The sequence below is a fragment of the Lentzea sp. CC55 genome (genome assembly GCF_021056325.1).
Taxonomy (GTDB): Bacteria; Actinomycetota; Actinomycetes; order Mycobacteriales; family Pseudonocardiaceae; genus Lentzea; species Lentzea jiangxiensis.
Window position 1 is genome coordinate 37650 of the sequence record NZ_JAJCXE010000039.1, and the last position, 25060, is coordinate 62709.

22 protein-coding genes are annotated in these 25060 nt (G+C 71.6%); 12 read left to right on the forward strand and 10 right to left on the reverse strand.

The features are described from left to right. The first annotated feature begins 28 nt into the window (after positions 1–28). Complete coding sequence (locus tag L6E10_RS26840; protein ID WP_308102888.1) at positions 29–2746, forward strand: BTAD domain-containing putative transcriptional regulator; 2718 nt, start codon at positions 29–31, stop codon at positions 2744–2746. Positions 2747–2917: 171 nt separating this feature from the next. On the opposite strand, the gene L6E10_RS26845 is transcribed toward L6E10_RS26840, so the two are convergent. Next, positions 2918–3337: a MerR family transcriptional regulator gene (locus L6E10_RS26845; RefSeq protein WP_236222584.1), complete on the reverse strand. Its 420-nt coding sequence runs from the start codon at positions 3335–3337 to the stop codon at positions 2918–2920. A 71-nt stretch (positions 3338–3408) separates the two neighbouring features. On the opposite strand from L6E10_RS26845, the gene L6E10_RS26850 reads away from it, so the two are divergent. Continuing rightward, the gene (locus L6E10_RS26850; protein WP_236222586.1) at positions 3409–4137 is read left to right on the forward strand and encodes an SDR family oxidoreductase; all 729 of its coding nucleotides are present in this window, start codon (positions 3409–3411) and stop codon (positions 4135–4137) included. Positions 4138–4303: 166 nt separating this feature from the next. Here the strand turns inward: L6E10_RS26850 and L6E10_RS26855 are convergent, their stop codons facing one another. The 4 genes from L6E10_RS26855 to L6E10_RS26870 all read right to left on the reverse strand — a co-directional run bounded on the left by L6E10_RS26855 (position 4304) and on the right by L6E10_RS26870 (position 8232). Then, positions 4304–4480: a hypothetical protein gene (locus tag L6E10_RS26855; RefSeq protein WP_236222588.1), complete on the reverse strand. Its 177-nt coding sequence runs from the start codon at positions 4478–4480 to the stop codon at positions 4304–4306. A 52-nt stretch (positions 4481–4532) separates the two neighbouring features. After that, a complete protein-coding gene (locus L6E10_RS26860) occupies positions 4533–6011 on the reverse strand; it encodes a sigma-70 family RNA polymerase sigma factor (protein WP_236222590.1) in 1479 nt (492 codons plus the stop codon). Between the two features lie 323 nt (positions 6012–6334). Then, positions 6335–7549, reverse strand: a complete 1215-nt coding sequence (locus tag L6E10_RS26865) for a sensor histidine kinase KdpD (RefSeq protein ID WP_236222592.1) — start codon at positions 7547–7549, stop codon at positions 6335–6337. Continuing rightward, positions 7546–8232 carry a response regulator transcription factor gene (locus L6E10_RS26870; RefSeq protein WP_236222594.1) on the reverse strand — a complete coding sequence of 229 codons (687 nt, stop codon included), beginning with the start codon at positions 8230–8232 and terminating at the stop codon, positions 7546–7548. Before L6E10_RS26870 ends, L6E10_RS26865 begins: the two co-directional genes overlap by 4 nt. Before the next feature lie 134 nt (positions 8233–8366). Here L6E10_RS26870 and L6E10_RS26875 point away from each other — a divergent pair, with 134 nt between their 5' ends. The 4 genes from L6E10_RS26875 to L6E10_RS26890 are packed head-to-tail and all read left to right on the forward strand — an operon-like array spanning position 8367 to position 13038. Further along, positions 8367–9557 carry an ABC transporter ATP-binding protein gene (locus L6E10_RS26875; protein WP_236222596.1) on the forward strand — a complete coding sequence of 397 codons (1191 nt, stop codon included), beginning with the start codon at positions 8367–8369 and terminating at the stop codon, positions 9555–9557. A gap of 12 nt (positions 9558–9569) precedes the next feature. Beyond that, positions 9570–10844 (forward strand): ABC transporter substrate-binding protein, encoded by a 1275-nt coding sequence (locus tag L6E10_RS26880; RefSeq protein ID WP_236222597.1) that lies wholly within the window; start codon positions 9570–9572, stop codon positions 10842–10844. An 8-nt stretch (positions 10845–10852) separates the two neighbouring features. Further along, positions 10853–12136, forward strand: a complete 1284-nt coding sequence (locus tag L6E10_RS26885) for an ABC transporter permease subunit (protein WP_236222599.1) — start codon at positions 10853–10855, stop codon at positions 12134–12136. After that, positions 12133–13038: a carbohydrate ABC transporter permease gene (locus L6E10_RS26890; protein ID WP_236222601.1), complete on the forward strand. Its 906-nt coding sequence runs from the start codon at positions 12133–12135 to the stop codon at positions 13036–13038. The genes L6E10_RS26885 and L6E10_RS26890 overlap by 4 nt, the downstream gene beginning before the upstream one ends. A gap of 81 nt (positions 13039–13119) precedes the next feature. Here the strand turns inward: L6E10_RS26890 and L6E10_RS26895 are convergent, their stop codons facing one another. Further along, positions 13120–15456 carry a tetratricopeptide repeat protein gene (locus L6E10_RS26895; protein WP_236222603.1) on the reverse strand — a complete coding sequence of 779 codons (2337 nt, stop codon included), beginning with the start codon at positions 15454–15456 and terminating at the stop codon, positions 13120–13122. Positions 15457–15668: 212 nt separating this feature from the next. Here L6E10_RS26895 and L6E10_RS26900 point away from each other — a divergent pair, with 212 nt between their 5' ends. Genes L6E10_RS26900 through L6E10_RS26910 form a run of 3 tightly spaced genes read left to right on the forward strand, consistent with a single transcriptional unit; the run spans position 15669 to position 19210 of the window. After that, the gene (locus L6E10_RS26900) at positions 15669–16742 is read left to right on the forward strand and encodes a glycosyltransferase 87 family protein (protein WP_236222605.1); all 1074 of its coding nucleotides are present in this window, start codon (positions 15669–15671) and stop codon (positions 16740–16742) included. Beyond that, positions 16735–17961 (forward strand): mannosyltransferase, encoded by a 1227-nt coding sequence (locus L6E10_RS26905; protein WP_275677107.1) that lies wholly within the window; start codon positions 16735–16737, stop codon positions 17959–17961. Before L6E10_RS26900 ends, L6E10_RS26905 begins: the two co-directional genes overlap by 8 nt. Then, on the forward strand, positions 17951–19210 hold the full coding sequence (locus L6E10_RS26910; RefSeq protein ID WP_236222607.1) for a glycosyltransferase 87 family protein: 1260 nt from the start codon (positions 17951–17953) through the stop codon (positions 19208–19210). The genes L6E10_RS26905 and L6E10_RS26910 overlap by 11 nt, the downstream gene beginning before the upstream one ends. Before the next feature lie 14 nt (positions 19211–19224). On the opposite strand, the gene mrf is transcribed toward L6E10_RS26910, so the two are convergent. Beyond that, positions 19225–20313 (reverse strand): ribosome hibernation factor-recruiting GTPase MRF, encoded by a 1089-nt coding sequence (gene mrf / locus L6E10_RS26915; RefSeq protein WP_236222608.1) that lies wholly within the window; start codon positions 20311–20313, stop codon positions 19225–19227. A gap of 72 nt (positions 20314–20385) precedes the next feature. On the opposite strand from mrf, the gene L6E10_RS26920 reads away from it, so the two are divergent. The 3 genes from L6E10_RS26920 to L6E10_RS26930 are packed head-to-tail and all read left to right on the forward strand — an operon-like array spanning position 20386 to position 21632. After that, entirely contained in the window at positions 20386–21003 is a 618-nt protein-coding gene (locus L6E10_RS26920) for a DsbA family protein (RefSeq protein WP_236222610.1), read from the forward strand. Position 21004: 1 nt separating this feature from the next. Continuing rightward, the gene (locus L6E10_RS26925) at positions 21005–21349 is read left to right on the forward strand and encodes an STAS domain-containing protein (protein ID WP_236222612.1); all 345 of its coding nucleotides are present in this window, start codon (positions 21005–21007) and stop codon (positions 21347–21349) included. Between the two features lie 28 nt (positions 21350–21377). Then, positions 21378–21632 carry a Smr/MutS family protein gene (locus L6E10_RS26930; RefSeq protein WP_236222614.1) on the forward strand — a complete coding sequence of 85 codons (255 nt, stop codon included), beginning with the start codon at positions 21378–21380 and terminating at the stop codon, positions 21630–21632. A gap of 37 nt (positions 21633–21669) precedes the next feature. Here the strand turns inward: L6E10_RS26930 and L6E10_RS26935 are convergent, their stop codons facing one another. The 3 genes from L6E10_RS26935 to L6E10_RS26945 form a co-directional block, all read right to left on the reverse strand. Next, the gene (locus L6E10_RS26935) at positions 21670–22686 is read right to left on the reverse strand and encodes a B12-binding domain-containing protein (RefSeq protein WP_236222616.1); all 1017 of its coding nucleotides are present in this window, start codon (positions 22684–22686) and stop codon (positions 21670–21672) included. After that, a complete protein-coding gene (locus tag L6E10_RS26940) occupies positions 22683–24068 on the reverse strand; it encodes a PP2C family protein-serine/threonine phosphatase (protein WP_236222617.1) in 1386 nt (461 codons plus the stop codon). The genes L6E10_RS26935 and L6E10_RS26940 overlap by 4 nt, the downstream gene beginning before the upstream one ends. A gap of 155 nt (positions 24069–24223) precedes the next feature. After that, positions 24224–25054 carry a PhzF family phenazine biosynthesis protein gene (locus L6E10_RS26945; RefSeq protein WP_236222619.1) on the reverse strand — a complete coding sequence of 277 codons (831 nt, stop codon included), beginning with the start codon at positions 25052–25054 and terminating at the stop codon, positions 24224–24226. Positions 25055–25060: the final 6 nt, after the last annotated feature.

Genomic DNA, 25060 nt, shown 5'->3' on the forward strand with positions numbered 1-25060 from the left:
CTGGCACCATGCCCTGCGAGGAGGGTCAGTGCGGTATCGGCTTCTTGGGCCGCTGCAGATCTGGCGTGGGGGCGAGGAACTGCGGCTGGGCGGACCCCGGCAACGTGCACTGCTGGCAGCGCTGGCACTGCACGCGGGTGAGACGGTCAGTTTTGAACACCTGAGCGACGCGGTGTGGGAATCCCCGCCCGCTGCTCCCGAATCGAACATCCGCACGTACGTCGCGGCGTTGCGCAAGCTCGTGTCGGACGACCTCGTCACCGTTCCCGGCGGCTACCGGCTCGTGGTGCCGCCCGAGGAGGTCGACGTCGGCGTCTTCACCCGGCTCTGCGCGGCGGGTGACGAGGCGTTGAAGCAGGGGGACCACCGGACGGCGGTCACGAGGTACGAGGAGGCCCTGGCGCTGTGGCGGGGCCCGGCGCTCGACGGCCTCACGGTCGGGCCGCGCCTGGAAGCCGAGCTCGCGCTGCTGCTGGAGCGGCGGCTCACCGTCGCCGAGCAGCACGCGCGCCTGGCCATCGAGCTCGGGCAGGGTGAACGGCTGATCGCGGAACTGCGCCGCTTGACGAAGCAGTTCCCGTTGCGGGAACAGCTGTGGCTGCAGCTCATGCACGCGCTGCAGCGGGCGAACCGGCCCGCCGAGGCGTTGCAGGCGTTCGAGGACGTGCGGGTGCTGCTCGCCCACGAGCTCGGCACCGATCCCGGCAGCGACCTGCGGGAGCTGCACGCCCGGCTGCTGCGCGGCGACCAGCCCCGGCCCGCCCTGAACACGCTGCCGCGCGACGTCGCGGACTTCACCGGCCGCGCCGCCGAGATCGACAGGCTGACCAGGGCGGTCAGCGGGCGGTCGGCGGTCGTGATCTCCGCGATCGACGGCATGCCGGGCGTCGGCAAGACGACGCTCGCCGTCCACCTGGCACACCGCCTGGAGTACCCGGACGGTCAGCTGTTCATCGACCTGCACGCGCACACCGCCGGTCGTGCGCCGGTGGAACCGGCCGACGCTCTCGACGTGCTGTTGCGCGCGCTCGGCCTCGAAGAGATCCCGGTGGGCCTGGACGAGCGGGCCGCGCTCTGGCGCGCGGAGCTGTCCCGCCTCAGGTTGCTGGTGGTGCTCGACAACGCGGCGAGCGCCGACCAGGTGCGGCCGCTGCTGCCGGGCGTGCCGGGCTCGCTCGTGCTGGTGACGTCGCGGACGCGGCTGGTCGAGCTGGAGGGCACCTCCACGCTCACGCTGGACGTGCTGTCCGAGGCGGAGGCGTTGCGGCTCTTCGCCACGATCGTCGGCGACGAACGCGGCGCGGACCCCGCTGCCCGCGAGGTGGTCGAGCTGTGCGGCAGGCTGCCGCTGGCCGTGCGCCTGGCGGCCGGCCGGTTGCGCTCCCGTCCGACCTGGACCGCCGCCCACCTCGCGACGCGGTTGCGCGAGGGACGATTATCCGAACTCGACGCGGTCTTCGCGTTGTCGTTCGGCCAGCTGCCCGGAGGGCACCAGCGGCTCTTCGCACTGCTGGGCCTGCACCACGGCACGGACTTCGACGTCCACCAGGCCGCGGCGCTGGGCGAGCTCGACCTGCTGGAGTGCGACGGGATGCTCGAGGACCTCGTCGACGTGCACCTGCTGGAGGCGACGACGCTCGGCCGCTACCGGATGCACGACCTGCTGCGGCAGTACGCGCAGTCCAAGGTGGACGGTTCGCGCGAACCGCTGACCAGGTTGCTCGACCACTTCCTCGACACCTCGAACCAGGCGACGCGGCTGATGTCGCCCGCCGCCCGCCGGTACGAGGTCGACATCACCTACCGGCCGCGGGCGCGGCTGGTGCTGCGCGACTACGACCACGCGGTCGAGTGGCTGGAGACCGAACGGCAGACGCTCGTCGCCGCCGTGGCCCTGTCGCTCGACGGCGACTGGCGCACACACACGTGGCAGCTCGCGCGCGCGTTGACGTTCTTCTGCATGGTTCGTGGCTATACGCGTGACTGGGCGACGATCAACGAGCTGGCGCTGGAAGCCGCGAAGGACGAGCCGGCCGCGCTTGCGATCACCACGAAGAACTACGCGATGGTGTTCTGGCAGACCGCGCAGTATCCCAGGGCGATCCACTACAACGAACGCGCGATCGAGATGCTCCGCGAACTGGGCGACCTGCAGGGCGTCGCGGGCACGCTGAACAACCTCTCGCTGGTCTACCGCACCCTCGGCCGGCACGCCGAGGCCGCCGACCTGCTCGAACAGGCGATCACGGTGGCGCGCGAGCTCGGCGACCGGCACCTCGAGTCGCAGGCGATGAGCAACGTCAGCAACATCTACAGCGCTCTCGGCCGCTACGACGAGGCGTTGCAGGCGTGCACGTCCGCGCTGGTGTTGATGCGCGAGCTGGGCAGCCGCCGCGACGAAGCGGACACGCAGAGCGCGCTGGGCATGATCCTGCACGCCATGGGCAGGCACGACGAGGCGCTGGAGGCGCTGGACTCGGCGCTGGCGGCCGTGCGCGCGATCGGTGACGTGACGACCGAGACGGTGGTGCTGAACTACCTCGGCGAGGTGCTGACGGCCGCCGGACGGCCGCAGGAGGCCGTGGCGCCGTTGCGGGAAGCACTCGACCTCGCGGAACGGATCGACGACCGCCGTGAGGCCGCCAACGCGCACAAGCACCTGGCGAAGGCGGTGGCGGACCCCTTCGAGGCCGCCCGGCACCAGGAGGAGGCCGACGAGCGGTTCGCGGCGCTAGGGTCCGGGTGACCGCGGCCCCGGCTTCCCACCGGGGACCACCGCGTGCGTGTTCTCAGCCGAATGCCGGTGGCTTCTCGTCACCGGCATTCGCTCGCCGGACTCCGTCCTCCACGGACTGGACATCCGCGCGGAGCCGGAGTTCGGGATCGGCCCGTCGATCAGGCGCGGCCGGGAGCGACATCATCCGGCGGCGAGTGCGTCGTCACGCTGCCGGGCGAGGTGGTCCTCCGCCCCGGCCATCAGGGCGTCGAGGTGGTCGCGCGTGGTGAGCAGGGCCGAGACCTGCGCGTCGATCCGCTCACGCTCACGTCGCATCACTTCCAGCGTCTGCACGGTGATGTCTCCCGAGGGAGTGTCGACGCACGGCAGCAACGCGGCGATCGTCTCGCTCGACAGGCCGGCGTCGAACAGCCGGCGCAGCATGTGCACGCGGTCCACCGCGTCGTCCGGATAGAGCCGATGCGCTCCCGTCGTCCGGGCGGAGGTCAGCAGACCGCGCTGCTCGTAGTACCGGAGCGAGCGGACGCTGACGCCCGTGCGGGCCGACAGCTCGCCGATGCGCATCCGCTGGTCTTCTTCGCCCACTGTGACCTCCCCCACTTCTCCTTGAACCTGACACCCGTGTCAGATTCTAACCTGCGATCGGAACCACGGCAGAAAAGGACACCATCGTGGAAATCGCGGGATCGGTCGCATTGGTCACCGGGGCCAATCGCGGCCTCGGCAGGGAATTCGTCGAACAACTGAGGGAGCGGGGCGCCAAGAAGGTGTACGCCGCCGCGCGCGACACCGGCACCATCACGACGCCGGGCGTCGTGCCCGTGGCGCTGGACGTGCTCGACCCGGAAAGCGTCGAGCGGGCCGCCCGGCAGGCGGGGGATGTCACCCTGCTCGTCAACAACGCCGGGATCGCGACCGGCCAGAACCTCATCCGCGGCGACCTGGCGCAGGTCCGCCGGGAGATGGAGGTCAACTTCTTCGGCACGCTGACGGTCACCCGCGCCTTCGCCGACATCCTCGGCGGCAACGGTGGCGGGGCCATCGTCAACGTCCTGTCGGTGCTGTCCTGGTTCTCCTGGGACGGGGCCACGTCGTACTCGGCCGCGAAGGCGGCGGAGTGGAGCCTGACCGCCGGCACGCGCGTCGAACTCGCCGGGCAGGGCACGCAGGTGCTGGGCGTGCACCTCGGCTCCGCCGCCACCGACATGACGGCCGACTACGACGGGCCCAAGCTCACGCCGGGCGAGGTCATCGGGGCCACGCTCGACGGCCTGGCCGACGGCGCCGTCGAGGTCCTGGTGGACGAGTGGAGCCGGACCACGAAAGCCGGCCTCGCCCAAGACCCGGCGGAGTTCTACGCCGCCGCCGCGCGCCCGATCCAGAAGCGCACGGCCGGGTGAGCGGCCCGGACCCGGCGACCGGCCCGGCCGGTCACGGCGCGGGGTGGCATCGGCTTCGAGTGCGGCCACCCCGGAACCCGACCCGCATCTACACCGAACCGGGCGGCGGCTCGCGCCCGAGACGCGATCGATCGCGAGCAGGCGCGAACGCCGAAAGCACGAGGGCTCAGCCCACGACCGTCGCCCGCAGTTCGACCGCGTAGAAGCTGAACTCGAGCACGGTGCAGGACAGGGAGAAACCCTCCCGCTCCGGGCCGGGCACGAACCGGATCTCCTCGGTGTGGGCGTCGTTGCGCAGGTCGGCATCGCCCACCCCGGCGAGCGCCACCGTGAGCTCCTGCACGCGTTCATGGTGCGCTGTCCAGGCGTGTTCCGCCGTCCGAAGTGGACTCGCGCTACGAGATCGTGATGGGGATGCTCATCCGCAGGGGTCCCGCCACACCGGTGATGACGCCGTTCTCGGCCTTCGGGCCGGCCTGCAGCCTCGCGCGGAACGTGATCGACTCTCCGGGTGCGAGGGTCTGCCCGCCCTCGCACGTCACGGTGCCCGTGCCCGCCGGGCACCCCACCACCCCGGCCTGGACGTCGCCCGGGCCCACGGTCCTGATCTTCTCCGGCATGGTCAGCGTCAGCGCCGGCACGGTGGTGGGTGCCGAGCCGTTGTTGGTGATCTTGATGTCCATGTCGTCGGCCGGCCCCGTGGTGGCCATGGCGATGCCGCTCGGTGCGCTGCTCGCGAGCTGGACGCCGGCGGGGCCCGCGGCCGTCGTCGTGGTGGTGACCGCCGCCTGGCCGGTGTTCGCGTTCGGCTGGGCGCCCTGGGTGGGCGCGGGACCGGCGGAGCCGGCCGTGGGGGCGTTGCCCGCGTTCTGGGGGGATCCGGGCTGGTTGGCCGCGGTGGTGCCGGCCGTGGTGGTGACCGCCGTGATCGCCGGCGCGGCGCCCGGGGTGGAGTTGCCGGGGCTCTCCGAGGTGACGACGCCCGAGGCGGCGACGACCACGACCGCGGCGGCCGAGGCGGCGACGCCGAGCCACGAGGACGCCGTGAGGGTGACCGCGGCGCCCTTGGTCGCGGTCGCGGCGGCGGCCAGGTACCCGGCGGTGCCCGTGCCGAGGACGATCGGGGCGACCATGCCCCGCAGCGCGCCGTTGACGTCGGACAGCTCGCTGGCGAGCTTGCGGCACTCGGCGCAGGTGTCCATGTGCTCGTCGATGTGGACGGCGTCGCGGCCCTTCAAGCCTCCGCGCGTCCAGGCGCCCAGCTTCGTGACCGTCGGGCGGCACTGCTCCGACGGCTCCTGGTTGACGTGCGCCTGCAGGAACGCCTTGCGCAGGCCTTCGCGCGCACGGAACGCCATCGCGGAGACACCGTTCGGAGTCAAGCCCAGCAGCGGTGCGATCTCGCCGGGCGTCTGGCCCTCGATCGCGGTGTGCCACAGGACCGTCTGCCACCGCTCGGGCAGCGCCGCGAACGCCGTGGCCGCCAGCGTCTGGTCCAGGTCCTCGACGGGCTTGTCGCGGAACGGCACGCTCGTCACCTTGGTGGCGCCGGGAACCTCTTCCACGTCACCGGCCAGTTCGAGCCGCTTCTCCTTGCGGGTGCGGTCGTAGGCGGCGTGCCGCACGGCCGTCAGCAGGTACGGCCGGAACGCCGTGCCCGGACCGCCGCCGGACCGCAACGCCGCGAGCACCTTCGCGAACGCGTCCGACACGAGGTCGTCGGCGTCCGCCGGGGACGTGGACAACTGCATCGCCAGGAGGTTCGCGGAGCGCACGTGGCGTTCGTAGAGCTTGCCGTAGGCCTCGACCTGGCCGTCTCTGACGGCGTCGATCAGGTCGGAATCCGACGGCGGTCGTCCGCGCTGCCCGATCAAAGAAAGCCGCCTTACCGCGTTGCTCAGCACTGATGTCCGGACCCTATCGACATGACTCAACGCGAACAATCCACGCATCCGAACCTGATGTAATAAAAGAGGTTTTCGGACTGGTCCAAGTCTCGACCAACACGGGCCGTAAGACCCTGGCGGTCGCCCGTTCTCCTCTTCGCGACCGAGTTCCTGACCCGGCCGGTTCCGGTGTGCGCCGCGCGTGACGAGCGCGGTGGCCACCCGGTCCGCATCCGTCCACAGAGGACTTACCTGGAACCGGTCGGACCCGGTCCGCCGCACGACCGTTCGGGCTCGACGTGCCCTGACGGTCAGGGGTGGCCGCGCCACAGCCGCCACGCGCGCGGACTCGCCGGCTCGTGGTGGCTGTTGGCCTCCCCGAACCGCAGCCGCACGCGCGCCCCGCCCAGCCGGCCCTTCTCCAGGTGGATCGTGCCCCCCGTGGCCTCGGCGGCCGCACGGGCGATGTCGAGGCCCAGCCCGGTCGACCCGCCTCCGCTGCTGCCGCGGTGCAACGCGGAGGACGGGTCGGCGACACCGGTGCCGCCGTCCTCGACGACCAGCGTCACCCAGCCCGCGTGGCGCACCACCGACACCCCGACGGGAGCGGCCGGGGGAGTGTGCCGGAAGACGTTTTCCAGCAGCGCGTCGACGACGGCGCCCAGCGCGTCGGGTGACAACGCCACCCGGCACGGCTCGCCGACGTCGACCTCGCACACCCGGCCCTGGTCGGCGGCGTGCGCGGACCAGAACCCCATCCGCGCCTCGACCACCGACGCCACGTCGCACGTGCCGGGCGACTCGCCCTCGGCGGGCTGGAGCGCCTGGATGATCCGGTCGACGTCGTGGCCCAGGGTGCTGACCGCGCTGCGGATCCGGTCGGCCACGGGACCAGGCCCGATCGCGTCGGCGTCCAGCCGCAGAGCGGCCAGCGGGGTCCGCAGCCGGTGCGAGACGTCCGCGATCATCTCCCGCTCCTTCGCGAGCAGCTGGGCCGTGCGCGACGAGGCCTCGTCGATCGAGGCCGCCAGCTCCTCCAGCTCGCGAGGCCCGCGCAGCCGCACCCGCCGCCCCACCGACGAGGACAGCTCCCGCAACGCGGCCAGCACCGGCGTGAAGGGCCGGTGTCCCAGCCACACCGCCGGTCCCAGGGCGGCCAGGGCGACTCCGGCGATCAGGAACACCGCGCCGAACGGGAACGGAACGGCAGCGGGGACAACGGAAACGACAGCTCCCGACACGGACGCGGCCGGCGCGCCACCGCCCGCGCCGAGCCGTGTACCGGAGGCGAGCACCACCGACAGCCGGCCCTCCGCACCGGCCCGCGTGCGTGCGATCGTCCCCCGCACGGCGTCGGCGTCCGTGGACACCGCGAGCACACCGGCGACCACCGCCACGTCCTGGCGATCAGTCGCGGCGGCGGCCGAAGAGGCGTTCGAGTGCGCCAGGAACCCGGCGGTGACGAGGAAAACCGCTGTCACCAGCCCCGCGGCGAGCAGCAGGGCACGGGTGATGACCGATCTCATTCCGGCGCCGCCAGCTTGAACCCGACTCCTCGGACGGTGTGCAGGTAACGCGGATGCGCGGCCGTCTCGCCGAGCTTGCGCCGCAGCCACGACGCGTGGACGTCTATCGTCTTGTCGTCGCCGACGTACGGGTTGCCCCACACGGCCTGGAACAGCTCCCGCCGCGAGATCACGCGCCCCGGCCGTTGCGCGAGGTAGGTCAGCAGGTCGAACTCGCGCCTGCTCAACGCGATCGCGGCACCGCCGAGCGTGGCGGAGCGCTGGGCGAGGTCGATGCGGAGGTCGCCGAGCGAGACGATGTCCGCCGACGCGGGCGCTGAACCACCCGTGCGGCGCAGCAGCGCGTTGATCCGCGCGGCCAGGTGCTCGGACGAGAACGGCTTCACGATGTAGTCGTCCGCGCCCGCGTTGAGCGTGCTGACGACCGACGCCTCGGCGCCCCGCGCGGTGGCCACGATGACCGGCACGTTGCTCACCCCGCGCAGCATCCGCAGGGCCGAGACGCCGTCGAGGTCCGGCAGCCCCAGGTCGAGGATCACGAGGTCCAGCTCCGCCGTGCCCGCCTCGCGCAGCGCGGCCACGGCGGTGCCGACGGCCTGCACGACGTGCCCGAGGTCGGTCAGCGCGTGCACGAGCGCGGCCTGGACCACCGGGTCGTCCTCGACCACCAGCACCTTCGACATACACGCAGCGTAAGCAGCCGACCCGCCGATGGGGAGGGGTGTTGCGAGCTTATCGCGATCGTGTTTCGTCCTTAAAACTCACTTAGGGCGGGCGGTCCTACCGTCTGCAGTCACACCGAACCGGGGGAGCTGGCGTGGCAGAAGTCGTTCTGACGGGTCTGGGCAAGGCCTACGGTGACGGCACCCGTGCGGTCACCGACCTCAACCTGGAGATCCGCGACGGTGAGTTCCTGGTGCTCGTCGGCCCGTCCGGGTGTGGCAAGACGACGGCGCTGCGGATGATCGCCGGGCTCGAGCAGATCACCGAGGGCACCATCCACATCGGCGAGCAGCTCGTCAACGACGTGCCGTCGCGTGACCGCGACGTGGCCATGGTGTTCCAGTCGTACGCGCTCTACCCGCACCTGAACGTGTACGACAACATCGCGTTCGGCCTGACGCTGCGCAAGCTCCCCAAGTCCGAGATCGACCACCGCGTCCGCGAGGTCGCCGAGGTCCTCGAGCTGACCGAGCACCTCGACCGCAAGCCGCGCAACCTCTCCGGCGGTCAGCGGCAGCGCGTCGCGATGGGCAGGGCGATCGTGCGCGCCCCGCAGGCGTTCCTGATGGACGAGCCGCTGTCCAACCTGGACGCCAAGCTGCGCGTGCAGATGCGGGCGCAGATCGCGCGGATCCAGCGCGAGATCGGTGTGACGACCGTGTACGTCACGCACGACCAGACCGAGGCCATGACGCTCGGCGACCGCGTGGCCGTGATGCGGCGCGGGGTGCTGCAGCAGGTCGGGCCGCCCCAGGAGCTCTACGACCGCCCGGTCAACCTGTTCGTCGCGGGTTTCATCGGCTCGCCCGGCATGAACCTCGTGTCCGCGCGGCTCGACGAGAACGACGGCCGGTACTGGGTGTCCCTCGACTCCGACGCCCTGCTGCTGCCGGAGTCCGTTCTCCGGCGACGCCCGAGGCTCAGGCAGTACGTCGGCCGCGAGGTGGTGGTCGGCATCCGCCCGGAGGACATGGAGGACACCGCCCTCGCCGACGCCCGCGAAGGCGAGATCCTGCACTCCGTCGCCGACCTCGTCGAGGCGATGGGTTCCGACGTCCGCGTGCACTTCCCGGTCGACGTCCCGCCCGTCGTCACCGACGACACCCGCGAGCTCGCGAGGGACGCGGGCACCGACGACCTGCCCAGGACCGCCAAGGGCACCGTGCTCGTCGGCCGGTTCAGCCCGCGCACCCGCATCTACGAAGGACAACCCGTCGCCGCCTGGGTGGACACCTCCCGGCTGCACTTCTTCGACCCGGTCACCGGGTCCTCGATCTGGAAGTAGAGGAGAGCTTCGATGAGGAAGCACTGGATCGCGCTTCTCGCGCTCACCGCCGCCGCGTGCTCCGGTGGTGCCGCGGGCACCGGCGAGGACCTGAAGGGGCAGACGGTCGAGGTCGTCGGCCCCTGGACCGGGGACGAGCAGAAGAACTTCGAGCAGGTGCTGCGGGCGTTCAGCTCGAAGACGGGCGCGGAGGTGAGGTACACGCCCGCCGGTGACGAGCTCCCGACAGTGCTGCAGACGAGGATCTCGGGCGGCACACCACCGAACGTCGCGCTGATCGCCCAGCCCGGCCTCGTCGCCCAGTTCGCGAAGGCCGGGGCCCTCAAACCCGTGAACGCCGACGTCGAGAAGGCCGTCACGGACCACAACGCGGCGGTGTGGAAGCAGCTCGGCAGCGTCGACGGCAAGCTCTACGGCCTCACCTTCAAGACGGCCAACAAGTCCGCGTTCTGGTACAGCGAGAAGGCCTTCCGGCAGGTCGGCGCCACCCCGCCGGCGACGTGGGACGCCCTGGTCGAGACCAGCAGGGCGATCTCCGAGACCGGCCTCGCCGCGGTGTCGGTGGGCGGCGCGGACGGCTGGACGCTCACCGACTGGTTCGAGAACGTCTACCTGCGCACCGCGGGCCCGGAGAACTACGACAAGCTCGCCAGGCACGAGATCCCGTGGACCGACCCCTCGGTGCGCAAGGCGCTGGAGGAGCTGGCGAAGCTCTGGGGCGACCCGACGCTGATCGCGAGCGGCGCGCTGCAGACCGAGTTCCCGAAGTCCGTGATCAACGTCTTCGGCGAGCGGCCCACGGCCGCGATGGTCTTCGAGGCGGACTTCGTCGCGAGCATCATCACCACCAACACCGGGGCCGAGGTCGGCCAGGACGCCAAGTTCTTCCCGTTCCCCTCGGTCGCGGGCAGCAAGGACGCCGTCGTCGCCGGCGGTGACATGGCCGTGCAGTTCAAGGACGACAGGGTGACCACCGAGCTGATGGAGTTCCTCGCCTCGCCGGAGTCGGGCGAGGTGTGGGCAGGCCTCGGCGGATTCCTCTCGCCCAACAGGGACATCCCGGAGAGCGCCTACCCCGACGAGGTCACCCAGGACCTCGCGAAGCGCGTCGTCGACGCGGGCGACAACGTCCGGTTCGACATGTCCGACCTGGCGCCGGCCGCGTTCGGCGGCACGAAGGGCGCGGGGGAGTGGAAGGACCTGCAGGACTTCCTGGCCGACCCGAAGAACGTCGACGGGACCATGCAGCGCCTCGAAGCCAACGCGGCCAAGGCCTACGGCGAATGAGGCTCCGCGTGAACGTGGACGCCGCGCCGGGGCGCTCGCCCCGGCAGGCGATCCCGTTCCTGGTTCCCGCACTGGTGGTGCTCGCGGCGCTCGTGCTGTATCCGCTGGTGTTCTCGTTGATCCGCAGCTTCTTCGACGCCACGGGCGACGAGTTCGTCGGCCTGCGCAACTACGTCGACACGTTCACCGACCCGCGGACGCTGACCGCGTTCCGCAACAACGTGCTCTGGGTGGTCGTCGCCCCCGCGGCGGTCACCGGCATCGGCCTGGTCCTCGCCGTGCTCACCGAACGCATCAGGTGGGCCACCGCGTTCCGGCTCGTGCTGTTCATGCCGATGGCGATCTCGCTGTTCGCCTCCGGCATCATCTTCCGCCTCGTCTACGAGGAGGCGCCGAACCAGGGCGTCGTCAACGCGGTGCTGGTCGGCGTGCACGACGTCTTCAGCCCGGCCTCCCGGTACCCCGGCGCCCGGCCGCGCGGCGGTCACGCCGCGACGGAAGCGGGCTTCACCGCCCTCCGCCCGTCGAAGGCGGGCGAGACGGTCTCGTTGCCGCTCATCGGGTTCTCGCCGCAGGACGTGCCCCCGCAGGCCGTCCCGGCGTCGCAACCCACGGCCGGCACCGGCGAGCTGCGCGGCGTCGTGTGGCTCGACGTGTCGGTCGGCGGCAACGCCGGCAAGGTCGACCCGGTCGAGCGCGGCCTGCCGGGCATCGCCGTGGAGGCCGTGCGGGACGGGGAGGTCGTCGCCCGCACCACCACCGGCGACGACGGCAGGTTCACGTTCCCCGACCTCGGGCCCGCCGACGTCACCGTCCGGCTGCCACCGGAGAACTTCGCGCTGCCGTTCCGCGGTCTGACCTGGCTGGGGTCGTCGTTCATCACCCCGGTGATCATCTCGTCGTGGATCTGGATCATGACGGGCTTCGCGATCACGTTCATCGCGGCGGGCCTCTCGGCCATCCCGCGCGACGCGCTGGAGGCCGCCAGGGTCGACGGCGCGACGGAGTGGCAGGTGTTCCGCCGCGTCACCATCCCGCTGCTCTCGCCGGTGCTGCTGGTGGTGTTCGTGACACTGGTGATCAACGTGCTGAAGATCTTCGAGCTGGTGTTCGTCATCGCGCCGGGTTCGGTGCAGTCCGAGGCGAACGTGCTGGCGCTGCAGATGTGGCAGGTGTCGTTCGGCACGGGTGGCGACCAGGGGGCGGGCAGCGCGCTCGCGGTGGTCCTGTTCCTGCTCGTGGCCCCGGCCATGCTGTTCAACATCCGCCGATTCCGACGGGAGCGGTCATGACCCCGGTGGCCGACGAGGTCCGCATCGACGTGCCGGTGTCCGGCACGCCCAGACGCGGTGTGCTGACGAGGCTGGGCTCCAAGCTGGGCAACGGTTTCGTGCAGCTCCTGCTGGCGCTCATCGCGCTGTTCTGGCTGGTGCCGGTGTTCGGCCTGCTGATCGCGTCGCTGCGCGACGAGTCGGCCAACACCGCGAGCGGCTGGTGGACCGTGTTCACCAAGCCCGCGGAGCTGACGCTGTCGAACTACGCCGAGCTCGTGGCGAACAAGGCGGTGTGGCAGTCGTTCCTGAACACCTTCTACATCGCCGTCCCCGCAACCGTCCTGGTCGTGGTGATGGCGTCGCTGGCGTCGTACGCGCTGTCGTGGATCGAGTTCCCCGGCCGCGAGACCCTGACGGTGGTCGTGGTCGGCCTGCTGGTCATGCCGATCCAGGTCGCGCTGATCCCGGTGGCGAAGCTGTTCGGCGCGTTGGGCCTGTTCGGCACGATCACCGGCGTCGTGCTGTTCCACGTCGCGTTCGGCCTGCCGTTCGCCATCTTCCTGCTGCGCAACTTCTTCACCGGCATCCCGCGCGACCTGATCGAGGCCGCGCGGATGGACGGCGCCACGGAGTGGGTGATCTTCAAGCGCGTCGTGCTGCCGGTGGCCAAGCCGGCGATCGCCTCGCTGACGATCTTCCAGTTCCTGTGGGTGTGGAACGACATGCTGGTGGCGCTGGTGTTCGCGGACCAGGACTCGGCACCGATCACGGTCGCCCTGCGGGCTCAGCTGAGGCAGTTCGGGACGAACATCGACCTGCTGGCCACCGGGGCTTTCCTGTCGATGATCGTGCCGTTGGGGGTGTTCCTGTTGTTCCAGAAGTACTTCGTGCAGGGGGTGCTGGCGGGGTCGACGAAGTGACGGCCGTCAGGTGGCCGGCCGGACTGCGCATCCGTGGACAACGGTCTCTCCTGTCCTGCCTGCCGCCATCAATGCACTTCGTCAGTGCGTCAACGCCGCCACCAGCTCCGCCGCCGTCCGCCGCACCGAGGGGGTGTCGTACCGGTCGCACTCCGCCAGCGCGCGCACCCGCAGCTCCCGGGCCTGCCCCGGCTCCCCGGCGGCGTCGGCCAGCTCGGCCAGCCGGGCCATGATCTCCACCCGGTGGTCCGACAGCCGGGCCTCGGCCAGCGCCGCCCGCAGTTGCGCGCGGGCCTCGGCGAACCGGCCCGCGTCCATCAGCACCAGGCCGCGGTTGTGCTGCACCCGCGCGGTGCCGGCGGTGTTGGAGTGCCGGCGGAACAACGACTCGGCCTCGTCGAGCAGGTCCAGTGCGGCCGGCACCTCGCCCGCGGCGGCCAGGGTCGTCGCCAGGCGGATGAGCATCATCGACAGCAGTTCGTCGTCGCCGCCTGCCTTGCGGTGCCGGTCGACGCTGCGCTGCTGCACCTCGACGGCTTCGGCGAGGTGGCCCGCGGTGTGCAGCATCAGGCCCAGCAGGGACAGGGCCAGGTTCTCGCCGATCCGGTAGCCGGCTCGCTCGAACAGCTCGACGGAGCGGCGGCCGAGGCGGACCGCCTCCTCCGCTTCGCCGACGCGGCGGTGGATCGCCGAGCCGTAGTAGCAGGTCCAGGCCTCGGTGATGGTGTCGTCGGCCGCGAGAGCGGCTTTCTCGTGCACGGCCAGTGCCTCGTGGGGACGGCCGCACAACGCGTAGAGCGCCCACGAGAGGTAGTTGAGCTGTTCGGCGGCGTCCTTGGCGTTGCCGAGCATGTGGGCGGCGTTCGCGCCCGCGGTGAAGACGTCGCGCCACAGTTCGCCGACGCCGTGCATGTCCGAGTACCAGTGCATCGCCTGTGCCAGCGCGAGAACGCGGTCGTGCTCGCCCGCCTCGACGGCCCACCGCAGTGCCTCGCGCCAGTTCTCCCGCTCCAGTTCGAGCCAGCGGGAGGCGGACTCCCTGTCGTGCACGGGACCGGACCGCGTCGCCTCCCGGTCGTGGTCGAAGAAGCGGGCGGCGCCGGTGGCGACGTCCAGCAGCCAGTGCCGCAGACGCGTGCGCACGTCCGCCACGACGGCCGGGTCCTCGTCGAGTTCGAGCCGCTCCAGCGCGAACACCTGCAGCAGGTCGTGGCGCGTGTACCGGCCGGGTGTCTCGCTGATGCCCAGCAACGACGCGTCGGCCAGCTCCTCCAGCGCCTCCTCGGCGTCGTCGGTCAGGGCGGACGCCAGGGCCGCGTCGGCGCCGGGGCTCGGCACGAGGGCGAGCCTGCGGAACAACGCGGCGGCGCCGGGACCGAGCTGGTGGTAGGAGATCTCGAACGCCGCCCGCACCTGCAGGTCGCCCGCCCGCAGCACGGACAGGCGCCTGCCCTCGTCCTCCAGCTGCCCGGCGAGGTGGCTGATCGTCCACCGCGGCCTGCTGGTGAGGCGGTTGCCCGCGATCAGCAGCGCGAGCGGCATGCCCCCGCACAGCTCGGCGACGCGCTCGGCGGCCTCGGGCTCGGCCGCCACGCGGTCGGCGCCCGTCACGACGCCCAGCAGCTCGACGGAGTGGTGCGGGGGCAGCAGCTCCAGCGCGAGGCGGTGCCGGGCGTCGAGGCCGGTCAGCACGCGGCGGCTGGTCAGCAGGACGAGCGTGCCGGGACTCGACGCGAGCAACGGCCGCACCTGCGCCTCGTTCGCCGCGTTGTCGAGCACCAGCAGCACGGTCCGGTCGCGCAGCTGCGAGCGGTACAGCGACAGCTTGTCGTCCGGGTCGGACGGGATCTGGCGCTCCTCCACGCCGAACGACCGCAGCAGCCGGTGCGCGGCGCGGTCCGGTGTCAGCGGCTCGGTGTCGGTGCCGCGCAGGTCGAGGAACACGCAGCCGTCCGCGAACCGCGCGCCCAGCCGGTGGCCCGCGTCGACGGCGAGCGCGGTCTTGCCGGAGCCGGGAGCGCCGTGGACCACCGCGATCTGCAACCGTGACGACGACGAGGCGTCGGCCGCGAACCCCTCCAGGAGCAGCCGTTCGGACTCGCGGCCGGTCAGCTCGAGCAGCACCGGCGGCAGCGAGGAGGACGTCGCGGTGAACGGCGTCCCGGGCCGGTCCTGCGCCGCCACGACCCGGCTCGCGCGGGCGAGCGCCGTGAACTCCGCCGCCTCCTCGTCGCGCAGCCCGAGACCGTCGAGGAGCAGTTGGACGGTGCGGAACTGCGGGCTGAGCGTGCGGCCCCGCTCCATGTCGCTGATCGCCCGTGTGCTCAGGCCGGTGCGTTCCGCCAGTTCTTCCTGCGTCAGCGGAACTCGCGATCGGTAGAAGCGGAGAAAGTCACCGAACGCCGTCGTGCTCGCCATGCGCCCCCTTCCTCTCCAGCGCACCCGTGCTTACCACCAGACGCCCGAGTCGCCATGTCGTTGCTGGCGGGAGCGTTTCTTCCGGCGGATCTGCCGGTTGTTCAACAAGGTGGACAACCGTCTTCGTGGATAATTTCGAACAGGTGTCCACCGCTTCACCGACGCGGAATACCGATGCGGTTCCGCGCGGAATCATTCCCGGGCTCTCCGGTGTGCTCTGGCTCGCCGCGCTGGTCTGGCTGCTGTTCGCCTGGTCGGGTCACCACCCGATCGACCTGGACGTCTACCGGCTCGGAGGCCTCGCCTGGCTGGAGGGCCGCCCGCTCTACGACGGCTTCACCGGTCCGCCGCTCGACCCCGAGTTGCCCTTCACCTACCCGCCGATCGCGGCGGTGCTGTTCAGCGGTCTGGGCTTCGTGCCGGAGGGCCTGCTCGCCCCGCTGGTGGTGGCCGCGGGCTTCGTCCTGCTGACGGTGGTGTGCCTCGCCGTGACGGCCGAGGTCCAGCCGCGCCTCACCCTGGCGGTGGGCCCGCCCGCGGCGATCGGCGCGCTGGCGCTGGACCCCGTCTGGACGACGTTCGGCTACGGCCAGATCAACCTGTTCCTGCTGGCGCTGGTCGTGGTCGACGTGCTGCTCGTCACCGACCGCCGATGGCGCGGTGTGCTGGTCGGCGTCGCGGCGGCGATCAAGCTGACACCCGCGATCTTCGTGCTCTACTTCCTGGTGAAGCGCGACAGGAGGGCCGCGATCACGTCGGTCACCACGTTCGCCGGCCTCGCGGTGGTGGGGTTCCTGGCCGCACCGGCGGACTCGCTGCGGTACTGGCTGCACGCGCTGCCGGACCCCGGCCGCATCGGCGACATGTCGCTGTCCACCAACCAGTCGATCCGCGGGCTGCTGCGGGGTCTCGATCTCGCACCCGGCCTGGAAACGCCGCTGTGGGCCGCACTGGCCGCCGCCGTGGTCGCCGCCGCGGTGGTCGTGGCCCGGCGGACGCGCGACGACCTCGTCGCGCTGTTCGTCATCGCGGCCGCCGGACTGCTGGCCTCACCGGTGTCCTGGCTGCACCACTGGGTGTGGTGCGTGCCGGTCCTGCTGTTCCTCGCGCTGCGGGGCAACGCCTGGCCCGCGTTCGCCGCGGTTTTGCTGGTGTTCGTGACGCGGCTGCACGAGTTCGACACCTACGTGTCGGCCGCGCTCGCGATGCCCGCGGTGCTCCTCGCTCCACAACGGACCAGAGCGGCACCGGCCGGCTCGGCCGAGACCTCCGGCCGAACTGCCTGAAAGCGGCCGGAGCGCTCGCCGTACGGTGGTCCGTGTGATCGAGCAGCGTGTGCTGAGGTTCGCGCCGTGGGTGCTGTGCCTGTCCCTGGGCGTCTACGCCTGGACGCTCGGCCACCCCGCGGACTGGGGCATGATCGACCTCAAGGTCTACTGGAGCCTCGCGCCGAACGTGCTGAGCGACCGGCTCTACACGACCACCATGCCGTTCACGGCCGACTTCCCGCTGCCTTTCACGTATCCGCCGTTCGCGGCGGCGGTGTTCCTCCCCGTGTCGGCGTTGCCCTGGGTCGCCGCCGCGGTCTTCTGGCAGGTGCTGTCGCTGGTCTGCCTGTGGTGGCTGGTGCGGACGTCGCTGGGGTTGCTGGCGGCCGGGGCGGAGGAGCCCTGGGACGGCACCTGGCGGCGCCGCGCCCTGCTGTGGACCGCGGTCGCGCTGTGGTTCGAGCCGGTGCGCAAGACGCTCGACTTCGGACAGATCAACCTCGTCCTGGTGGCCGGGGTGTTCGCGGCGGTGGTGGCGGTCCGGCAGGGCGTGGCGGGGTTCGGCGTCGGTCTCGGCGCCGGGATGAAGCTCACGCCGGCGATCTCGGGCCTGTACTTCCTGGCCACGCGGAGGTGGAAGGCCGCCGCGTGGTCGGGGGCGGGTTTCCTGGTCACCGTCGCGCTCGGCTTCCTGGTCTCCGCCGGTGACTCCCGGCGCTACTGGTTCGAGCTGCTCGGTGCGGCCGACCGGGTCGGGCCGGTGGGCTCGGTGATCAACCAGTCGTTGCGCGGCGCGCTGTCCCGCACGCTCGGGCACGACGTGGGGATGTCGTGGCCGTGGCTGCTCGCGGTGGCGGTGTCGGCCGCGCTGACGTGGCCTGCGCTGCGTGCGGCCGTGCGCGCCGGGGACACGTTGTCCGCTGTGGTCACCGTGCAGCTGTTCGGGCTCCTGGTCTCGCCGATTTCCTGGAGCCACCACTGGCTGTGGGTGATCCCGCTGGTGCTGTGGCTGGTCCACGCGCACCGCGGCCGGGTGCTCGCCGTGGTGTGGGTGGTCGCCGTCTGCTCGGACGTGATCACGTTCCTGATCGACCGGCAGCCGTCCATCTGGGAGATCCCCAGACCCTGGCCGCTCGCGGCGCTCGGCTGGGTTTACCCGGCGCTCGCGCTGATCACCCTGGCCGTGACGCCGAAGCTGCTGCAGACGACCCGGAAAGCAGAACGTGTTGCGACCTGAGCACTTCGCACGGCTGGAACAGCGGTTGCTCGCCGTCGCGCCCTGGCTGCTGGTGGTGTCCGCCCTCGTGCGCACCCGGGTCATGGTCACCGGCTTCGGCAACGACTCGATCGACCTGCGCGTCTACTGGTCGCTCGCCCCGCACGTGCTGGAAGGCGACCTGTACCGCGTGTTCTCGCCGCACTCGCCCGCGGACTTCCCGCTGCCGTTCACCTACCCGCCGTTCGGCGCGCTGGTGTTCCTGCCGATGACGTGGCTGTTCTGGGGCGCCGCCCAATGGGGTTTCCGCGTGCTCACGGTGGTGTGCCTGTACTGGGTGGTGCGGGTGGCGCTGCGGCTGGTCGCGGGGCAGGGGTGGACGGACGACGCGAAGCTGTGGCGGCGGCGTGCGCTGCTGTGGACCGCGGTGCTGCTGTGGATGATGCCGGTCTTCCACACCTTCGAGTTCGGTCAGATCAACCTGCTGCTGGCGGGAGTCGTGCTGGCCGCGCTGGTGGCGCGGGACCACGGGGTCGCGGGCACCGGGATCGGCCTCACGGCGGGCGTGAAGCTCGTGCCCGCGATCTCCGGCCTGTACTTCCTCGCCACCGGCAGGTGGAAGGCCGCGGTGTGGTCGGTGGCCGCGTTCGCGGTGAGCGTCGGCCTCGGGTTCGCGGTGAACTTCGAGCAGGCGCGCCAGTACTGGTTCGTGCTGTTCGGCGACCCGGACCGGGTGGGCCCGGTCGCCACCGCGCACAACCAGTCGTTGCGCGGGGCGCTGTCGCGCAGCCTCGGGTACGACGTCGGCATGTCGTGGCCGTGGATCGTCGCCGCCGTGGTCTCCGCGGTGATCGCCCTGGTGGCGCTGACCGCGGCGGTGCGGGCGGGCGACGTGCTGATCGGCGTGCTGTCGGTGCAGTTCCTCGGGCTGCTGCTCTCGCCGATCTCCTGGGACCACCACTGGGTGTGGGTGGCGCCGCTGCTGATCTGGTCGGTGCACGAGAAGGTCGCGCTGTGGGCCCGCACCACCCTGCTGGCGCTCTGGGTCCCGGTGATGTTCCTGGACGTGATCGCGTTCCAGCTGGACCGGCAGCCGACGATCTGGACGGTCAGCCGGCCCGGCTGGCTGTCGCTGCTCGGCTGGGCCTACCCGGCGTTCGCGCTGGTCACGCTCGTGGTGGTCGCGTGGTCGAAGAGCGTCCGCCACACCTCACGACCCGCCGCGAGCCCGGTCGTGCCGAGGTCCGCCCCGATGAACACCGGCTCCTGACCGGCGGTGCGCACCTACAGCTCCATCTCCTCGTGCCACTCGGCGAACGGGTCGGCGAAGTCGAGCTCGGTGATCAGCGCCAGCTCCTCGTCGGTCACGAGTGCCGACCGCAGCGCCGCCTCGATCCGGTCGGCGTCGGCGGAGCAGGTGATCACCACGAACTCCTGGTTGCGGTCGCCGTAGTACGGGTCCCACAGCAGCGAGGCCGCCGCACGCCGGTCCGCGTCGGCCTCCGACCAGTCGTCGGTCGCGGCGAGCCAGGGGCCGAGGTTGCCCACGCGCAGCCCGGCGCCCGCGGACTCGAGCCACAGCGCCGCGTCGGGCTGGCTCGCCACCCACGCCCGGCCGCGCACGCGCACCACGCCGTCGAGGAGCACGTCGATGGAGTCGTGCAGTCGCATCGGGTGGAACGGGCGCCGCTCGGTGAAGTGGACGACCGCCACACCGTGCGCCGGTTCGAGAGGCGGCTGCCCGTGGAGCAGGGGAGCGAAGCCGTCGTCGATCTCGCCGCGCCGCGACTGCGCCGGGATCGCCGCGAGCAGCGCGGTGACGTCCAGGCCGTCGACGGTCTGCCGCGGGGCGTGGGGGGTGAGCCGGTCGAGCACCGCGGCGAGCACCGGATCGCACGAACCGGTCAGCACCAGCGCGTCCGCGAACTCCGCCTGCCCGACCACGACCTGCGCGACCGTCCGCTCGTCGCCCTCGGCCGCGCGCATGCCCCGGTCCGCGAGGGAGTCGGCGCCGGTCGCGTCGTCGAGCCACGTCGCCGTGTCGACGACCGTGACGACGGCCTCGACCTCGACGTCCGTCTCGCCCAGCGCGAAGCACACGGCCTCCGGTTCGAGCACCGGGTCGAGGTGCACGACCACGCGTCCGTCCAGTTCCTCGAGCAACGGGACGAGGTCCAGTCGAAGGGTGCACGACACGCACCCGTGTGCGAGTTCGAGCACAGTGAGCCGGCCGTCCACCCAGCGCCGCACGACCCCGTCGGCCAGGCCGCTCAGGTCGTGCCTGACCAGCACCGACTCCGGCGAAGCCCGCCACAGTTCGTCGGCCACGTCGTGGTGGGTGAACCCGGCTACCAATACGACCCGCGCTGCCATGCCCCGCACAGTACATGACAACGATTATCGTTTCTGAATCGCGGGTGGCGCCAGGCATGACATGATCGAACGATGCAGGTCGAGTTCTGGGCTGACGTCATCTGCCCGTGGTGCTACATCGGCAAGGCGCGCTTCGAGAAGGCGCTGGCCGAGTTCGAGCACCGCGCCGAGATCACCGTGGTGCACCGCGCGTTCGAGCTGGACCCCGGCAGAGAGGGCGTGGAGTCCGTTCAGGACATGCTCGCCGCCAAGTTCGGCCCGCGCGCCGCCGAGATGGAGGAGTCCGTCGCCCAGCTCGCACGCGACGAGGGCCTCGGCTACCGGCTGGACCGCGAGGTGGGCAACACGTTCGACGTGCACCGCCTGCTGCACCTCGCGGGGGAGCGCGGAATCGGGCAGCAGGTCCTCGACGCCGTGCTGCGCGCCAACTTCGCCGAAGCGCGCTCGCTCTTCACCCCCGAGTCGCTGTCGGAGATCGCCACCGGGGCCGGACTCGACCCCGCCGACGTCAAGGCGGTCCTGTCCGACCCCGCCGCCCACGCCGACGAGGTGCGCGCCGACGAGCAGCGCGCCCGCGACCTGGGCGTCACCGGTGTCCCGTTCGTCGTCGTGGCCGGGCGTCTCGCCGTGGCCGGTGCCCAGCCGGCCGAGGTGTTCGGGCGTGCCCTGACCCAGGCCTGGGAGGTGTGAGGTGGAAGAAACGCCGTTGAAGGTGGACGTGGAACAGCTGCCGTCCGCCGTCGTGCTGCGCGCCGAAGGGGAGGTCGACTCCTACACGGCGGACCAGTTGCGCGAAAAGCTCGCCGAGGCGTTCACCGCGAAGCTGCCGGTGGTGCTCGACGTGAGCGAGGTCGAGTTCTTCGCGTCCGCCGGGCTCTCGGTGCTCGTGGAGTACCACCTGCTCGGCGAGGACCGGGGCATCCCGTTGCGGCTGGTCTCGCCGCGGGGCAGCGTTCTGCGGGCGTTGCGGGCGACCACGCTCACCGAGACGCTGGAGCTGTACCTCAGCCTCGACGAGGCGCTGCGGGGCAGGTAGCGGGATTGCTCGTGATGGAGGGAAACCCTTGGCCGACAAGCTGACCCTCGACCTGCACCCGGTCTTCCGCAGCGACCAGGACATCGCCCGGGCCGTGCGCAACGCCCTGTTCCGCGCGGCCGGTCAGGGCGTGCCGCTGCTGGAGATCGTCACGGGCAAGGGGTCCGGCAAGCTCAGGGGCCGCGTCCTGGCGATGCTCGGGCAACCGCACGTGAAGAAGCTGTACCGGCGGGCCGAGGTCGCGCCGGGCAACGACGGCATGGTGCTGGTGCACCTGAAGTAGCGCTCAGCGCGTGCGCCGCGTCACGCGGTCGACGCACTCAAGCGGAGAAGGTTCTGTCCGGCACCAAGGCCAGCATCCGTTGCGCGCGTGGGAAGTCGCGCAGCTGCTCGGACAGCAGCGTGAGCGCCGGCTCGAGCACCTGCGGTGGAACTCCGCGCGCGCCGAGCACATCACCCGTCCAGGAGAGGAACGCGCGGAACAGAGCGTCGTCGTCCACGTACAGCGCGGTGGCGAGGAACTCGACGATGTGCGCGAGGTCCTCGGCCGTGTGGTGCTTCTGCTCGTCGCTGTAGGACAGCATGGCGGGCACCCGGTCTTCGAGGCCGCGGTACACCGACCGCACGAGATCACGCGCGTTCCGCGTCACCAGCGTGTACTCCTGGTCGGCGAGGTGCGGCAGGTGGTCGATCGGCTGGTACCGCGCCGTCGGCCTCGGCAGCTCCTGCGACAGCAGCATGTCCGCGGCGGAGCGGGCGTCGGCGGCCCACGCGTTGGCGCCGAACCGCCGCGCGTACTCGCCGTCCGGTCCGAACGCGGCCCCTCCCACCATCACCGGCACGCCCGCCGCCTGGCAGGCCGTCATCGTGGCGTGCGCCGAGGGCAGCCGGGTGGCGATCGAACTGGACAGCGCCACCACGTCCGGGCCCGTGCGGTGCAGGTGCGTGATCAGGTGCGGCGTGGGCACCTGCGCGCCGAGGTAGTCGACCGCGAAACCGCGCAGCGCCAGCACTTCCGCCAGCAACCGCGCGGGCAGCGCGTGCCACTCGCCGTCCACGCACGCCACCGTCACGCGGCCGTTCACCGGCTCGACCCGCGGCCTCGTGATCGACAACGCGGTGACCGCGCGGTCGTTGATCGCGGTGATCGCGTGCTCCTGCGCCACGCTGATCCGGTTCGCGGCCCACTCGCCGCCGACCCGGCGCTGCACACCGCCGACCACGTCGAGCAGCGCGGCCTCGTGGCCCAGCTCGGCGGCGGCCTCGAGCACCACGTCGGTCGCGCGGTGCTCGTCCCCGTCCAGCGCGGCTTCCCACAGCGCGTCGACAGCCTTCACGAAGACCTCCTCCGAGGCGCGGTGATCGCGAGAACGGCCATGTCGTCGTGGATGCCGCTGCCGACCCACTGGGCCGCGAGCATGTGCACGTGCTCGACGAGCGCTTCGGCCGGCATGCCACCGCAGGCTTCCAGCGCGCGGCGCAGGCGGTCCTCGCCGAACTCCTCGTCGCCCAGCGGGCCGCCGACGGCCTCGGTGATGCCGTCGGTGTAGAGCAGGCACGAGTCGCCGGGTGCCAGCACGACCTCGTCGGTCGTCGTGACGATCTTCTCCAGGATGCCGACGAGCGTGCCCCTCGTGTTCGCCACCTCGACGGTGCCCCCGGACCGCACGATCAACGCCGGCAGGTGCCCGCCCGAGGTCAGCTTCACGTGCAGGCCCTCGTCGACGGGGCGGACGGTGCTGACGACCGTGGTGATGAAGCGCGACCGGTCCGTCGTGAGCAACGCCTGGTTGAGGGCGGCGAGCATCCGGTCGTGGTCGGTGACCACCTGCAGCAGCGCGTGCAGCGCCGTGCGGACCCTGCCGGTCTGCACCGCCGCGTCGAGGCCCTTGCCGCAGACGTCGCCGAGGACGACGAACAGCTCGTCGCCGGGCAACTGGTGGACGTCGTAGAAGTCGCCGCCGACGCGTTCGGTCGCACCGGACGCGCGGTAGCGGCCGGCGAGGTCGACGTGCTCGTGGCGCCGCAGGGTGGGCGGCAGCAGGTCGCGGGTCAGCCGCTCGGTGATCTCGGCCTGCTGCGTGAACAGGCTGGCCGCGGAGATCGCGACTCCCGCGCGGGACGCGAACAGGCGCGCGAACGCCTCCTCGTCGTCGGTGAACTGCTTGTCCCGCCGGATGAGGATCAGCGCACCGGCCGGGACGCCGTGACCGGGCAGCGGCGTCACGACGATGGACACCACGTCCCTGGCCAGCCAGTCCGGCGCCACGGCCGGGTCGATCCAGCGCGACGGCACGGGCGGGAAGCCGCGCAGCGCCTCGCTGAGCCCCACGACCTCCTCGACGTCGACGTGCTTCAGGTCGTAGGTCGGCGCCTCGCCGCGGCGGCAGCGCGTGACGGGGTGGCCGTGGTCCGACTGCGGCGCGATCACCAGCGCCTCGTCCGCCAGGTGCTCGGCCGCGAGCTCGGCGACGACGGTCATGCACCGCTCGGGGTTGAGCGACGTCATCAGGGCGCTCGACATGCGCGTCAGCAACTGCGCGCGCTCGCGTTCCAGCCGGAGGTCGGTCTCGTCGAGCAGCCACCACGTGACGGTGCCGTCCGCGTGGTCGACCCGGTGCGCGGCGTAGCTGCGTTCGGCGATGTCCACGGACTCGCCGTGGCGCCACCGCGTGGGGGAGATCTGCTGGGGGAGGAGCGTCTTGGCTGCGTGGTTCATGCCGTGCACTGCACCGGCGGCGTCAACCACAAGCGCGGGGCACGGCGAATGCAACCAGCTCGAAACCGTGACCACCTTCGAAGCATCTCATCCGAACCGGATCAACAACAACGTTTGAGCCCCTGAATCGGGGGTAGGACGTCCACTGAGGATGATCACAGCGCCACCCGTCCGGTGATTCCGAGCACGGTGTGCCCGCCCACCCAGATCCGGCCCTCCACCTGGTCGAGGTGCAGGCGCCCGCGCCGGCCGAGTGCGGTGCCCTGGGCCGCCACGTACCGCTGCCGGGCGATTCCCGCCGGGATGAGCCACTGGGCGATGGCGGCGTTGAGGCTGCCCGTGACCGGGTCCTCCTCGAAGCGTTCGCCCTCGTTGACGAAGGCCCTGACCTCGAACGCCGCCTCCCCGCCCACGCGGTGCGGCCCGACCACGCCGATGCCGGTGAACGCGCCGAAACGGGCGTAATCGGGTCGCACGGCCAACACCGCCTCGGCGGAGTGGAGCAGCACCGCCACCCACCCGGGCCCGTTGTCGGCCCACTGCGCACCGGCGATCTCACCCGGCGTGATCGCCAGTGCCGCCGCCAGGGCTTCCAGGTCGTCGACCGGACCGCTGCGCACCAGGGGCGGAGCGGCGAACGCCAGCCGTAGCCCGTCGCGGCGCACCTCCACCAGTCCGGCCCCGCACTCCTGCACCAGCAGGCCGGGATCGCGCGGTGTGTTGCCCGCTTCGAGCCACGCGCGGGCCGAGCCGAGCGTCGGGTGGCCCGCGAACGGCAGTTCGCGGCTGATGGTGAAGATCCTCACCCGGTAGTCGGCGGCGGGATCGGCCGGCGGCAGGAGGAACGTCGTCTCCGCGAGGTTCGTCCAGTTCGCGAACGCCTGCATCCGCTCCGTGGTCAGGCCCTCCGCGTCGTGCACGACCGCGAGCGCGTTGCCCTTGGTGAACTCGTCGGTGAACACGTCGACCTGGCTGAACGTCCGCATCCGGCG